Source organism: Fictibacillus enclensis (assembly GCF_030123385.1).
GTDB lineage: Bacteria > Bacillota > Bacilli > Bacillales > Fictibacillaceae > Fictibacillus_C > Fictibacillus_C enclensis.
In genome coordinates, this window is record NZ_CP126109.1 from 2,481,129 (window position 1) to 2,494,783 (window position 13,655).

Genomic DNA, 13,655 nt, shown 5'->3' on the forward strand with positions numbered 1-13,655 from the left:
TGTTTAAGAATCCAAAAACAATAATATTCTTAACATTCCGTTATTGACGAAACAGAAACTCTTTCGATATAATGTTAGAAAATATAACATTGAATTGTAAGGGGTATTTACATGATCGTACAGGATGAGCTCAATCAAAATGTGAATATGCATATGGCGGAAACGGAATTACTGGAGATACTTCACTTTATTCGCACGAAAAAAGAACAAGAGATTGACAAAATTAAAAGCAAGATTAATAAATACGTACAAAAGAAAAATGCCGAGGAAACCTTCTATCAATCGCTGTCCCCCATGAGAAAATTATTTACCGGCCGTTCGCCGAGCCATCACCAGGCTGTTGAATATATCGCTCATGTAAAAGAGCCGTTACAGCAGATTGAGCGTCTAAAGCAAGGACTTTTTGAACTCAATCATTCCATACGCTCTCTGCAGGAAGAACACAAGGAAGAAATAACGCTATCAACGTCCATTTTTAGAGAAGTAAGGAATAATCATAGAATGGAGAACTTTTCATCATGACGATACAAACATTAAATACAGGAATTGATACCATATGGGTGGTCTTAACGGCGGCCATGATTATTTTGATGGAGGGCGGCTTCGCGTTGCTTGAAGCGGGGTTTGTACGTCACAAAAATAATGTCAACATCATTATGAAGGTATTTGCGGATATTACCATTGGCACCCTTTGCTTTTATTTGATCGGTTTTGGACTCATGTATGGGAAAGACGCATTCGGGTTACTTGGAACCAACGGGTTCATGATTAAAGGGGATTTATCCCATTTGGACTTTTTAATTTCTACGGATACATTTTGGCTGTTTCAGGCAGCTTTTGTTATAGCGGTTATTTCCATCGTATCCGGCGCTGTCGCGGAGCGAATCAACTTTCGTGCTTATATTCTTTATGCCATCCTTATGACCATTTTTATTTACCCTGTCGCCGGACATTGGGTCTGGGGCGGAGGCTGGCTTGGCAAACTCGGAATGCAGGATTTTGCTGGATCAGGCGTCATTCATGCACTTGGCGGTTTTTCAGCACTGGCAGCAGCGATGTTTATCGGACCGCGGAAAGGGAAATTCACGCCTCAAGGGATGAGTACAGTCTCGTTGCCTAGTAACCTTCCGTTAGCATCGGTCGGAGCCTTTTTGCTTTGGTTCGGCTGGTTTGGATTTAATGCAGGAAGTACGTTGAGCGCAACGGATGCCAGGATTGGCCACATTGCTATCGTAACCATGTTGTCTGCAGCATCAGGAGGAGCGACAGCGATGCTCTTTACATTATTTCGCTACAAGCGGTCTGACGCTCCTTCCGTCATTAATGGATCACTGGCAGGACTGGTGGGAATAACTGCCGGATGTGCCTTTGTCAGTGACTCATTCGCGATATTAATTGGTGTTGTTTCCGGATTTGTGATGTTGTTTGCGACCCACTGGCTGGAAATCAAACAGATTGATGATCCCGTTGGAGCGTTTCCTGTACATGCAGCCTCAGGGATATGGGGAACGATTGCGGTTGGCCTGTTTGCAACCGATAATGGTTTATTTACAACAGGAAGCTGGCACTTACTAGGGGTTCAAGTACTCGGCCTTTTGGTCCTATGCACATGGGGATTTGTATTAACCTGGTTAGGTTTGAAATTGATTCAGCTATGGATTCCTGTCCGTTCCACCGAAGAGGAAGAAGAGGTAGGGCTGGATATCAGCTACCATGGCATGGTAGCCGCCTTTCAGGAACAAGAGTTTATCAAGTATGAGAGCAATTACCTCCATTACAAAGAAGATTAATGCCTGTGCCAGAAAAAACGCCTTTTGACGAAAGGCGTTTTTTTACTATAATTTTATTCTTTTTGAAGTACAAGTATTTCTTTATAAAGAACAAAAGTGATATAATAGCACTACTATCAAACAAGCGGGTGAAAGAAAATGAAATCATGCAAAATGGAAGGGTGCGACAGACCTGTGGCAGGGAGAGGACTTTGCCATATGCATTATAAACGGTGGGCAAGGCATGGTGATCCTGAAGTCACTATGGTAAAAAAAGAATGTAAAGTAGCAGGCTGTGAACGCCACCATTTTTGCAAGGGATATTGTGAGCCCCATTACCGGCGAATGCGGAAAGAAAAAGCCTTGGAAGAGGAAATCAACCAAATCAACCAGCAAAATAAAATATAAGAATTTTCTTGACAATAATAGATCACGTGCATCATAATATATTTTAAAATTGCTAAGCGCGTTAACAGGAACCAGTAAATTGGAAGACATGCGCAAGAGAGTGGAATCCACCGGCTGAAAGATTCCATCGTCATGAACCAATTGAACCTACTCCTCGAGCTGTCAGATGAAACCTGACCGTTTACCCACGTTACGGGATCTAAGAGAGCCTCATCAAAAGATGATGCTAATCAAGGTGGTACCGCGGATAACAGACTCTTTCCGTCCTTATAACAGGATGGGAAGGGTCTTTTTTAGTTAATGAAAGGGGCTGGGTTTATGGGCAAAAAACGAATTGTGGTCAAAATTGGGAGCAGCTCGCTTACCAACAAGAATGGCGGGCTGAGCCAAAATAAAATCTTGGAGCATGCCAGTGCCATCGCTGAACTTCGCAAAATGGGGCATGAGGTGGTTTTGATTTCATCAGGAGCAGTTTCAGCAGGATTCGCGGATTTGGGGTATCCGTCCCGTCCAGTGACAACAGCAGGCAAACAAGCTGCAGCGGCAGTCGGACAAGGATTGCTGATCCAGTCATACACAGAGGTTTTTAAACAGCATGGAATCATTGCTGCACAACTGCTCTTAACACGAAATGACTTTTATAAAAATGAACAATACACGAATGCTTATGCTACGTTAACCGAACTTTTAAAGCGGTCGGTATTGCCAATCATTAATGAAAATGATTCAGTATCGATTGATGAATTAACCTTTGGAGACAATGATATGCTTTCGGCTCTTGTCAGCGGGCTCGTTCATGCGGATCATCTCATCATTTTGACCGATATCAACGGTTTGTATAACCAAAATCCACGTACGATACCAACAGCGCGGCGCTATGATTTTCTTGAAGAAATCACAGATGAACACCTGGGGATGACCAATAACCCGTCGTCTTCAAAGTTCGGAACCGGTGGAATGAAATCTAAGCTGTTGGCCGCTAAAACCGCTTTATCCCTAGGAGTTCAGGTCTTCGTGGGGACAGGGACCGGCAAATCCAAGCTTCTCGAAATATTGGAAGGCAGGGGGGATGGAACCTATATCGGCAGTCAGCTTGCTCCAGCGTTAAAAACACAGAAGCAATGGATTGCTTTTCACTCTCCGCTTAGTGGTGCGATTGAAGTCGATGATGGAGCAGCCCGGGCGATTTTACATGAAGGAAAAAGCTTGCTCCCGGCCGGTGTTAAAAAGATTAGTGGCATGTTTGCAGCTGGTGATGTCGTTGAAATTATCAATACAAATCATGAAGTGATCGGAAAAGGACAGGTTCAATATTCATCTGATGAGCTGAACTTGATTAAAGGAATGGCAAGCCAGGATGCGAAAATGCACACCAACAATCCCCATTCGGAAGTCATTCATCGAAACAAATGGCTATCCATGGCAAAGGAGAAAACAATATGAGTGAACTGCTGATGAAAGCGAAAAAGGCAAAAGAAGCGGTGAGTGACATGCTGACAAAATCCACCGCGCAAAAAGATGAAGCGCTCAGGCTTATTGCCCGTCAATTAATTCAGGAAACGCCTTTTATTCTCGAGGAAAATTCAAAGGACATTGAAACAGCCCGGCAAAAAGGGGTTCATGAATCTTTGGTCGACCGTCTTATGCTTAACGAAGCAAGAATTGAAGATATGGCAGGTGCTCTTGAGCAGCTCACTCATTTGCCGGATCCGGCTGGTGAGGTCCTTGAGCGATTTGAACGGCCCAATGGTCTTTCAGTAGAAAAAATCGCCGTTCCGTTAGGTGTGATTGGAATGATCTATGAAGCACGACCCAATGTAACGGTTGATGCCTCCAGCCTTTGTTTAAAAACCGGGAACGTTGTGCTTCTGAGAGGCAGTTCCTCTGCCATCCATTCCAATAAAGCACTGGTACATGTCATCCATCAGGCGCTGGAACAAAGCGATCTCCCTGTCGATGCTGTACAGTTGATTGAAGATACAAGCCGGGAGACGGCTTCCCAGTTATTCAAGCTTAACCAATACCTTGATGTTCTGATTCCAAGGGGAGGAAAAGAATTAATTCAGACTGTAATTGAGAATGCTTCGGTTCCCGTCCTGGAAACAGGCGCAGGCAACTGCCATATCTATATTGATGAAACAGCTCATCGGCAAATGGCCATCGATATTGTTGTTAATGCCAAAACCCAGCGGCCATCGGTTTGCAACGCTATTGAAAAAGTGATTGTTCATGAGAGCTGGCCAGATGAAAATGTTAAGGAGCTGGTTGAGACTCTTCAGCAACATGGTGTAGACATAAGAATAGATGCTGCTCTCAGCGATTCATTTCCTTCCCTTACCGTTGCGACAGAGGAAGATTGGCATACGGAATACCTTGATTACGTTTTGGCGCTAAAGAGAGTCTCCAGTACACAGGAAGCGATCGAGCATATCAATCATTATGGTTCAAAACACTCTGAAGCCATCATCACCGAAAACGAAGAAAATGTGAGGCTTTTTTTCCAACTTGTTGATAGTGCCGCTCTCTATCATAATGCATCAACCCGCTTTACCGACGGATTTGAATTCGGTTTTGGCGCTGAGATCGGAATCAGCACACAGAAGCTTCATGCACGCGGGCCAATGGGACTGCCTGCATTAACATCAAGCAAGTATGTGATACGGGGGAACGGGCAAATTCGTCAATAATCAAAAACGTTTTTCACAGGAGCAGCCAGTCATGCGCTGCTCCTGTTCGTTGTTTAGTGATACTTAAGGGTATAATAAAGAGAACACAGCTGAAAGGAATGAATGCAAATGGAAATCACCAGGCACTCAATGGAAAAATTGCAAGACCCCACAGGAATTTTGGAGGGGGAACGTTATGAATTTATCATTCACGTCGATGTGGACGAAGATGATGAACTTTACATGGAAAACGGAATCTATGTCAAACTGATTTATGTTGTTCAGCCAGGAAATTCCCGAATTGTACAATATACGCTTTTAGAAAACTATACTGATAACATCATGGATTTTGAACTGGAGGAAGAGGAAGAACAAGAGCTGGATGCGTTTTGTAAAAGCAAGTTAAGCGCCGGAGAGAGTAATTTAAATTAACTATAATACATACAAGCTAACCAACAAGCATGGATAATTTCACGCTCGGGATGATCAGCAGGTCTCTACCAAAACGGCAAACCGTTAATGGGGGATGCTGTATTCACTCCAATCAATACACAACCACAAAGTATTTCTATATCGTCAAAGGGTTAACCTCACGACAGGCCTATAAATTTCAAGTAAAAGCAAGGGATTCAGCCGGAAAATGGACAGGTACCTGTGTATATAAGTGAACCACCAAAACAGCGCGCAGAAACTGCCACTTTTTTGGTGGTTATTTTCAACCTATGTTTTTCCGTTAATATTTCCTTGTTTCACATCTCGCTGCTTTTCTCTGGCTTTCACTGAAAAATAGGCATTAATCCATGAAGTAATGGGAATAATTAGCGCTACGCCAATACCCGCACAAAAAATAGTGATCATTTCAGCACAAAAGATGCTTGAATTCACTATTTCGCCTATTGAATATCCGTCCCCAGAATATCCTTCCCAATTCTTATTCCCGATAAGAACAAATCTTTCCTGCTGATGGCAGGGTGATGATTCAATGTTTCCCCCATTGATGGAGTAATGGATATCGCCACCTCCGTAATAGCGCCTATTGTGCTGATAATAACCACGGATGCGCCAATTTTAGCAAAATCAACACCAACAAAAAGGGAAAATGGAGCAAGTTCCTCTGATTGTTCTTCACCAAATCCTTGAATCATTGCCACTTTTGCCACGATGTCAATAAATAAAAGTAAGATAACTATCGTGACAAGAGTAGAAAGGAAAGCTGTAATAAAGACCAACTACCTTATTCAGGTAGTTGGCCTTTTTGGTTCTTCAACTCTTCTTCTGCTTTATTGACCGTTACCATACGGTGAGCTTCAACAGGTGTTTCAACCGACCCATTGACGACCGGCTTGTATTCTTCCATGTTATTGTGTCCTGTTCGTTCTGTCACAGTTTTCACCTCTCCTGTATTATGTATCACTTTTATCTTTCTATGTGTTTTGAAAGGTACATTCTGAAGGTGGAATATCTAGCAGAGCTTGTATACTCGGCTGCCGGAGTTTTCCAGCTTCCGTCCATTCTGCAAAATGAATCTTGGCGGTCACCTCCGGTTTTACCCAGTAGGCATCACGGTGCCGTTCAACGAGGTTCACAAAAGGCCGCTGGGAAGTTTCAATCGTAAGAAGCTTGGAAGTCAAGTTCCGCCAATCCTGAACGGTAAATTTCCCCGTACCCGTATGCCCGATATAAACGAATTGTCCCTGATCATCATATAACCCAAGAAGAACCGCATTCACTACACCGCCGCTCAACGTAAATCCACCGATCACCGCATTTACATCCAGGGTGTTTTTAATTTTCAGCCAAACCTCGTTCTTCTCACCAATATAATAAGGGCTTTGCAGCTGTTTCATCACAATGCCTTCCATTTCGGAGCTTTTTACCGCTTTAAATAAAGCTTCGCCATCATGATGGGAACGGACCAGCTGAACATGATCATTCGGCGTGATGATCTCAGACAACAGTGAGATCCTGTTTTCTAGCGGCCATTTTGTTATCCACTCACCATTGTAAAAAAGAACATCGAAAATCATGTAAGTAATAGGGACCTGATGTTGCAGGAGGCGAACACGGTCCAGGTTTCTTACTCCATCTCTTCTCATTACTTTATGAAAGCTTGGCCGCCCGTTGTCCCCGAGCGCAATGACCTCGCCATCTAAGATGACAGATTCGGCCGAACAGTATGTTTGTATAGGAGCCAGTTCTGGATAGTTCGCTGTACGCTCTCTTTTTTTGCGATTAAAAAGACGTGTGGTTTGGCCATCGGAATAGGTTAGAATGTGTACGCCATCCCATTTGATTTGAGCAATCCATTTTGAAGAAGCAGGGATATTTGTCGCGCTTTTCGGTTCCATGGGAAAAAGGGGATCCATGATGTTCACCTCGGGTATAGATTTACGCCAATCGTTTACACTAGCAGCATCAGTGATCAATAGCGGAGGAATCGTCATGGAAGTACAAGTGGAAGGCATAGTCATTCCTATTTCACATCCGGAAAAAATGATATGGAAGGAAGCCGGTTTTACCAAGGCTGATTATATCCGCTATTTATTAGAAGTCTCCGATTACATGCTTCCTTATACGAAAGACCGGATGCTGATGTACTGGCTGTATCCACATGGAATGCACCAACCCAAAGTGGAGAAGCGTTCCAGACCCGAAAAAGCACCGGGATGGCTGGTGAGCACCTTTTATAAAGAAAAAGAACGGATATCACTTCATGATAAAAAGACCTTACTATGGCTTGCCAATTGGGGAGCGCTTGAGTTTCACGTACCGTTTGATCAATACACCAAACCCGATTTCCCATCGGATTTGGTGTTTGATTTGGATCATTCACCGGAAGAATTTGGGGACGTCCTTGAAATCTCATTGGTCCTGAAAAAGGTATTGGACGGGCTTGGCTTAACCAGTCATGTCAAAACCTCCGGAAAAACCGGCCTGCATCTTTTTGTTCCGATAGAACCCTTGTTCTCGTTTGCAGAGGCAAGAAGAGTAAATCAATTTATTGCACAGTATATTCAAGAAAAATATCCAGGTAAAGTAACCTTGGAGAGGGTAAAAGAAAGAAGGGGAAACAAACTTTATTTTGATTATCTTCAATTATGGAAGGGAAGGACGATCGCAGTTCCCTATGGTCTCCGGACAATAGAGAATGCATTGGTGTCTACCCCGGTTACCTGGGAAGAATTAAGTTCAGGTTTTCACCCGAGTGATTTTACTCCATCTGTTGTTCTTCAAAGGATTAGAGAAAAAGGGGACCTGTTTGCAACGACGCACAAGATTAAAGAAGAGAACACTTCACGTGTATACGAAATATTATCTTTCACAAAAAAAGCTTAGACTACATTTCAAATGAGTAGTCTAAGCCTTTTTTGCTTCGATAGCTAAATCTAAAGCAGCAAAGCATGCTGTTTCAAAGCTTATGTAACCAACAACATACAACAGAAGGGCTTAGTTTCATTTCGATAAATGACCAACAAATCAAATCAATAAATTCCGCATTCATTCTGCATCTCATGTAGATGGAAATGAAGATGATCTTTATTGGTGTATGTATGTTCCAGTCTCTTAAATCCTTGCCTCCATTAACGGGCATTATGGTGAATAAAATATTGAACCGGCATCTCTAATGATGCTTTTTTTATTTGTTAAATGTATAGCTTATTAAAATCTTAAGTGATAAAATATCTTGTTGGGTTTTATCGAAAATACTGAACGTTACCATCCCATTGGAGGTATGGCAGTATTTCATTCACCAGGTCAGAGAAAGCCTGGTGGATCAGGGGGAAAAAACATGAGAAATAAAATAATGGGAGCATTGCTGCTGGTGACGGTTCTTGCTGCTATGGAAGGCACCATCGTCAGTACAGCTGTACCGCGGATCACCAGTGATTTGTCGGGAATTGAGCTGGTGAGTTGGGTGTATGCCATCTATATGCTGGCAACGGCAGTGTCTGCACCGATTTATGGAAAGCTTGCGGATTTGTTCGGACGTAAAAAAGTAATGCTCGCGGGGATAGTTATTTTCCTTGCGGGTTCTGCACTGTGCGGACTGGCCCAGTCGATGGGACAGCTGATTTTATTTCGTGCGGTTCAGGGTTTGGGAGCAGGAGCTGTTATGCCGGTCACGATGACGATTATCGGCGACTTGTACACGGAAACCAAAGATCGGGCAAAAGCACAAGGCTGGATTAGTGCCGTTTGGGGTGTTGCCGGGGTTCTCGGTCCGCTGATGGGCGGTTTTTTGGTGGATACTCTTACCTGGCGCTATATTTTCTTTTTGAACATTCCGTTTGGATTGGTTGCATTTATGATGCTCGCAGCGAATTATAAGGAAGATATTGAAAAGGTAAAACCGTACATCGATTACAAAGGAGCGGCTATTTTCTCCATAGGAACGATCGCCTTCTTGTATGCCCTATTGGAGGGAAGCCAGTCGCAGGAGTGGGGAAGCCCGGTCATCATCGGCTTGTTCCTCTTTACATTAACCGCTTATATCGGATTTTATGGAGTTGAACGAAGATCGCCTGAGCCTCTGATCCCGCTGCATCTTTTTTCCAACCGGAACATTTCACTGATCAACCTTTTAACCTTGCTTGTTGGCGGAGTCGTCATCAGCATAACGGTTTATCTTCCCATCTGGAGCCAGGGGGTTATGGGCAAAAGCGCGACGGAGGCAGGCTTTGTTTTGATGCCGATGCCCGTCTGCTGGACATTGGGGGCTATTCTTTCTGGCCAGCTTGTAGAACGGATGAAGCCTAACTGGATCATTACGTTTGGAACTGGGATTGTGACTGCTGCTTCATTGTTCATGTTCTCGCTAACGGGCGACTCGCCTTCTGCCTTTATTTACATGGCAACAGGAATGGTTGGACTGGGCATGGGGCTCATTACCCCGATTTTTATGCTTACGATCCAATCGTCTGTCCAACAACGAGAACGTGGAGTTGCAGTGGCACTGAACACCTTTACAAACACGTTCAGCCAAACATTGGGATCCGCGATCTTTGGTACTATTTTCAACCTGACTTTGCTTTCTGAAGCAAAGAAAAAAGGCGAGGGAGACCTGAATTTCAACGCCTCGTTCAGCGAAGGTCATGTACCGGAGGACAAGCTGTCAGAGATGCACGGAATCCTTGCTTCTGCCGTTCATGCCATTCATGGCGGAATGCTGCTGGCCGCAGGCTTGAGCTTTGCTGTATCATTTGCTTTAATCAAAAGAAGAAAATCTAAGAGCCAGGAATATCAGTATTTAAAGCATGGATAAATCGTCCATGCTTTTTTATGACAAATTTTCTCATAAAAGGGTGAACGGGCGTAAAGAATAGATAAAGGATCTAACTAAGACACTCGGAGAGAGTGTGGACGGAAATGGGTGCAGACATGAGAGAAGATTGTGATACCTCCTCGATGAAAGAGCAAATTGTTGACCATCTTCAACAGGTCAACCAGGGGATTCAACATTTTTTACGCTCATTGGAAACAGAGAGTTATTGCTTATTGGGAAATCTTGAAGAACTAAAAGCAGAGATTGAACAAACCCAAACTGTTGCAGCTTCCTTTTATTTGAATTGTTATCTTTCACCATACACAGAAAAATACCTGGAGATCTCTACCTGTATTCAGCACCTCTCCAGCCAAAGGCACGGCGCTTTAATTGTGGTCGAACGGGAAGAGGCTCTTGAAGCATTGATCAGTGCTGGAAATAAAATTGGAGCGGATCTTACGTTTCCCCTGCTGGAATCCATTTTTTATCCCGGGAATCCCCTGCATGACGGAGCAGTATTGGTTAGGGGTGAGACAATTGTTTCAGCTTCGAACGTGCTTCCGGTATCCGGCATAGAAGCAGGAAATAAAAAATTAGGTACCCGTCACCGGGCTGCTATGGGTTTAACAGAAGTGTGCGATGCACTTGTCCTCGTAGTCTCTGAAGAAACAGGAAGAGTCTCATTTGCGGTGGGAGGTAAGCTATATCCTATTAGTACTTCCAGTTCTATTGTTTAGTTCTATTCTATGTGGGGATGAATATACTCCTAATGATTTTCTATTTACTTTTGAAGGGAAGGCTGGACATGCTGAAAAGCTGTAAAACCTGTAAAAATGGTTTGGTTTTGCCTATGATTAATATTATCTCTGTTTATCATAAGGGAGCGAGTCTTTACATTCATAATGTGCCTTTTACTGTTTGCACCCACTGCAATACCCATGAATTTGTGGATCATTTATCCGAAATCAAACAGGTGGCCAAGAATTTGAATGATGAACATGGAACCCGCACGTTTAAATATGAAATTGTTGAGATCAAGGAACCGGGGGACAAGCCATCCGCCCCTTCCTCCGTATTTTTATTGGGGGCACTGGTTGGAGAATCGGGTGCACTATGGTATGCAGCAAGAAATAATTCCCGTTAATGTTTTCTCAGGTTATAGCCATTGACGAAACGGAGTCATGGTTATTATCAATAGAGGAATAGGACCAGATATGAGGAATAGTATCCATAAAGTATTCAAGGTCAATAGGTTGAAGGGGAGGAGAAATGGAGAAATACACAGTTTCCAAAACTATAGGTCTTGTTGCAGGCATTATCATTATCCTGTCCGCCCTGGGTTTTGGAGGGCTGTATATGCTTGGGACCTCTTTGGGAAAAGCGCTTGGCTCACAGACAGGTCCTTCAGTGGATGTACCGTTTATGTTTGTAGTTCTAATGTGTATTTTATTGATTGGCTTCATAACAGGATTAGGTTCCCTCGGTTTAAAAAGAAAAGGATGGAGAAATGGAATATGTTTTATTCTGCTGGAGCATGGGACTCTTTCTCCTGATTGTCTTTTTTAGTTCCATAGGTGCTTTGGGAAAAGCGATTGAATTCCTGGTTCTGAGTATAAGCGGCCTTTATTTTCTTCTAGGTTATTTCGTTAAAAAAGAGATATGACAAAACCCTGTCGTTTGGCAAAGAAGCCAAATAACAGGGTTTTGTGCTGAATATTAATAATTCAAGCCGGTTCCATAGGGGTACAGGCCTTCAATGGAAACGGGCAGCTTTCCTCCTGGTTGTGTTCCAAAAATCACATCGACAGCTGCTTTCCACGATGTTGGAACAGGTGAACCCCAGCGCTCAACCGAGAATGTCGAAATGTACGCGCCGACTTCAGGATAATCTTTAACATCATAAGGGAGGCCGAGGGAAACCGCGACAACAGGCTTACCTGTTTTTTGCAGTTCTTTTACCAGCTTCGCCTGTCCGGCAGGCAGCTCACTTGGAGAAAACGTAGGAACGATGATTTGGTCCGCTTGTTCAGCGAGCTTTACTGCCTGTTGAATTTCTGCCGTTGTCGCATCTTCTGAAGTGGTAAAGCTTTTTACATTTCCTGCCGATTTTTCATCGACCATGCTGGCAATATTGTTGATGAAATTGGTGGAGCCGTAGATTTGCGGTCCTGTTACAAGTGTCAATTTTTTCTCCGCCGGGTGAAAAGGAAGGACATCCTCATTTTTTACGAGCGTGATCGACTTTCTTGCAACTTCGGCAGCTGTTTCTTTATGTGCCGGTTGATTGACGACATTGACAGCTCCTTCGGGATCCACATACCGGTGGCCAAAAAGCTTATATTTAATCTTCAAAGCCAGAACCCTTTTTACCGATTCATTGACTCTTTTTTCGGATAATTGGCCGGATTTCAGCGCGGCACTTAAGGCATCAAAGGTTTCGAGTTGTTCGTCCAGATTTCCGGTAGCCATCACAATATCCGCTCCGGCGTTTACCGCCATCACAGCCGCTTGTCCTGCACCCCATTCCTTGGCGATCGCATGCATGCTCATGGCGTCTGTTACGATCAGTCCTTTAAAGCCCATCTCATTTCTGAGTAAACCGGTGAGCACCTTCTTGGAAAGCGTGGCAGGAAGTTCCTTGTCAATCGCATTAATGATCACATGGGCCGTCATGATGGAATCTACTCCTGCATCAATTGCCGCCTGAAATGGAGGAAGATGCACGGTTTCAAGTGTTTCGCGGTCATATGTAACAGCAGCTAAGCCCAGGTGTGAATCCACGCTCGTATCCCCATGGCCAGGGAAGTGCTTGGCTGTTGCGACTACGCCATTCTCCTGATAGCCTTTAATTTGTGCGGTGGTCATGCTGGAGACAAGACTTGTTTTTTCGCCAAAGGACCGTACACCGATAACAGGATTGGCAGGGTTCGTATTCACGTCAGCGACCGGTGAATAGTTCCAATTAAATCCGGTTGCTTTTGCTTCGAGTGCCGTTATTTTGGCCACATCCTTTGCCGCTTTTGCTTGTCGTGTGGCACCAATACCCATTTGCCGTGGAAAAGGGGTTGCATCGGTGACATGTTGTTTTGTCCCGAATTCCAAATCGGCGGAAACCAACAGTGAGAGTTTTGGAGAGGTATTGGCAGCCCATTTTTGCAGCTGGTTATTATATTGAGCTGTTGTACGGGCATTACGGGCACCATAAACGATAACTGAACCCGCTTTGTACTTTTGGATCAGCTTCCGGGTATCCTCATTCGGCATTTTACTTTCATTGTCATGTGTCGAGGGCATGACAAGCTGTCCGATCTTTTCCTTAGCCGTCATTTTAGCTATGATTTGCTCGATGACCTTATCTTTGGGAGACTTGGATGGATCGGCATTTCGTTTTGATAGATCGGCACTTGCACTAAGAGGCAATAAGAGAGTGGAACCAATAAGAACTGTACTGATAAAAGCACTCATTTTCTTCATTGCACTTTCCCTCCTTAGCATAAAATGTAATCGCTTTCAAAGAAAGGGTAGCACCCTTGAATAAGAAGGGCAATT

General features: G+C 43.8%; 14 protein-coding genes, 1 pseudogene and 1 other annotated feature. Of the genes and pseudogenes, 11 read left to right on the plus strand and 4 right to left on the minus strand.

The window, feature by feature from the left end; all coding sequences use genetic code 11:
• Positions 1-111 precede the first annotated feature (111 nt).
• The 6 genes from QNH15_RS13095 to QNH15_RS13120 all read left to right on the plus strand — a co-directional run bounded on the left by QNH15_RS13095 (position 112) and on the right by QNH15_RS13120 (position 5,275).
• Positions 112-522 (plus strand): hypothetical protein, encoded by a 411-nt coding sequence (locus tag QNH15_RS13095; protein WP_283895238.1) that lies wholly within the window; start codon positions 112-114, stop codon positions 520-522.
• Positions 519-1,790 carry an ammonium transporter gene (locus QNH15_RS13100; protein ID WP_283895240.1) on the plus strand — a complete coding sequence of 424 codons (1,272 nt, stop codon included), beginning with the start codon at positions 519-521 and terminating at the stop codon, positions 1,788-1,790. Before QNH15_RS13095 ends, QNH15_RS13100 begins: the two co-directional genes overlap by 4 nt.
• A gap of 138 nt (positions 1,791-1,928) precedes the next feature.
• Positions 1,929-2,177 carry a hypothetical protein gene (locus QNH15_RS13105; protein ID WP_283895242.1) on the plus strand — a complete coding sequence of 83 codons (249 nt, stop codon included), beginning with the start codon at positions 1,929-1,931 and terminating at the stop codon, positions 2,175-2,177.
• Between the two features lie 52 nt (positions 2,178-2,229).
• Positions 2,230-2,449, plus strand: a binding site (T-box leader).
• Between the two features lie 46 nt (positions 2,450-2,495).
• The gene (proB, locus tag QNH15_RS13110) at positions 2,496-3,620 is read left to right on the plus strand and encodes a glutamate 5-kinase (protein WP_283895244.1); all 1,125 of its coding nucleotides are present in this window, start codon (positions 2,496-2,498) and stop codon (positions 3,618-3,620) included.
• Positions 3,617-4,864 carry a glutamate-5-semialdehyde dehydrogenase gene (locus QNH15_RS13115; protein ID WP_283895246.1) on the plus strand — a complete coding sequence of 416 codons (1,248 nt, stop codon included), beginning with the start codon at positions 3,617-3,619 and terminating at the stop codon, positions 4,862-4,864. The genes proB and QNH15_RS13115 overlap by 4 nt, the downstream gene beginning before the upstream one ends.
• A 108-nt stretch (positions 4,865-4,972) precedes the next feature.
• The gene (locus QNH15_RS13120; RefSeq protein ID WP_283895247.1) at positions 4,973-5,275 is read left to right on the plus strand and encodes a DUF6509 family protein; all 303 of its coding nucleotides are present in this window, start codon (positions 4,973-4,975) and stop codon (positions 5,273-5,275) included.
• Positions 5,276-5,563: 288 nt separating this feature from the next.
• On the opposite strand, the pseudogene QNH15_RS13125 reads toward QNH15_RS13120, so the two are convergent.
• The 3 genes and pseudogenes from QNH15_RS13125 to QNH15_RS13135 form a co-directional block, all read right to left on the minus strand.
• Positions 5,564-6,063: pseudogene (locus QNH15_RS13125) on the minus strand (YibE/F family protein); the annotation flags it as partial.
• Positions 6,064-6,077: 14 nt separating this feature from the next.
• Positions 6,078-6,227, minus strand: a complete 150-nt coding sequence (locus QNH15_RS13130; RefSeq protein ID WP_283895248.1) for a hypothetical protein — start codon at positions 6,225-6,227, stop codon at positions 6,078-6,080.
• A gap of 40 nt (positions 6,228-6,267) precedes the next feature.
• Complete coding sequence (locus QNH15_RS13135; protein WP_283895249.1) at positions 6,268-7,209, minus strand: ATP-dependent DNA ligase; 942 nt, start codon at positions 7,207-7,209, stop codon at positions 6,268-6,270.
• A gap of 76 nt (positions 7,210-7,285) precedes the next feature.
• Between QNH15_RS13135 and ligD the strand changes: the two genes are divergently transcribed.
• From ligD to QNH15_RS13160, 5 genes are all read left to right on the plus strand, one after another.
• Positions 7,286-8,179 carry a non-homologous end-joining DNA ligase gene (ligD, locus tag QNH15_RS13140; RefSeq protein WP_283895251.1) on the plus strand — a complete coding sequence of 298 codons (894 nt, stop codon included), beginning with the start codon at positions 7,286-7,288 and terminating at the stop codon, positions 8,177-8,179.
• A 454-nt stretch (positions 8,180-8,633) separates the two neighbouring features.
• The gene (locus QNH15_RS13145) at positions 8,634-10,106 is read left to right on the plus strand and encodes an MDR family MFS transporter (RefSeq protein WP_283895253.1); all 1,473 of its coding nucleotides are present in this window, start codon (positions 8,634-8,636) and stop codon (positions 10,104-10,106) included.
• Between the two features lie 116 nt (positions 10,107-10,222).
• On the plus strand, positions 10,223-10,843 hold the full coding sequence (gene cdaS, locus QNH15_RS13150; RefSeq protein WP_283895557.1) for a sporulation-specific diadenylate cyclase CdaS: 621 nt from the start codon (positions 10,223-10,225) through the stop codon (positions 10,841-10,843).
• A 68-nt stretch (positions 10,844-10,911) separates the two neighbouring features.
• Positions 10,912-11,250 (plus strand): YgiT-type zinc finger protein, encoded by a 339-nt coding sequence (locus QNH15_RS13155; RefSeq protein ID WP_283895255.1) that lies wholly within the window; start codon positions 10,912-10,914, stop codon positions 11,248-11,250.
• Between the two features lie 125 nt (positions 11,251-11,375).
• Positions 11,376-11,672: a hypothetical protein gene (locus tag QNH15_RS13160; RefSeq protein ID WP_283895257.1), complete on the plus strand. Its 297-nt coding sequence runs from the start codon at positions 11,376-11,378 to the stop codon at positions 11,670-11,672.
• Between the two features lie 150 nt (positions 11,673-11,822).
• On the opposite strand, the gene QNH15_RS13165 is transcribed toward QNH15_RS13160, so the two are convergent.
• Positions 11,823-13,580 (minus strand): glycoside hydrolase family 3 protein, encoded by a 1,758-nt coding sequence (locus QNH15_RS13165; protein ID WP_283895258.1) that lies wholly within the window; start codon positions 13,578-13,580, stop codon positions 11,823-11,825.
• Positions 13,581-13,655 lie beyond the last annotated feature (75 nt).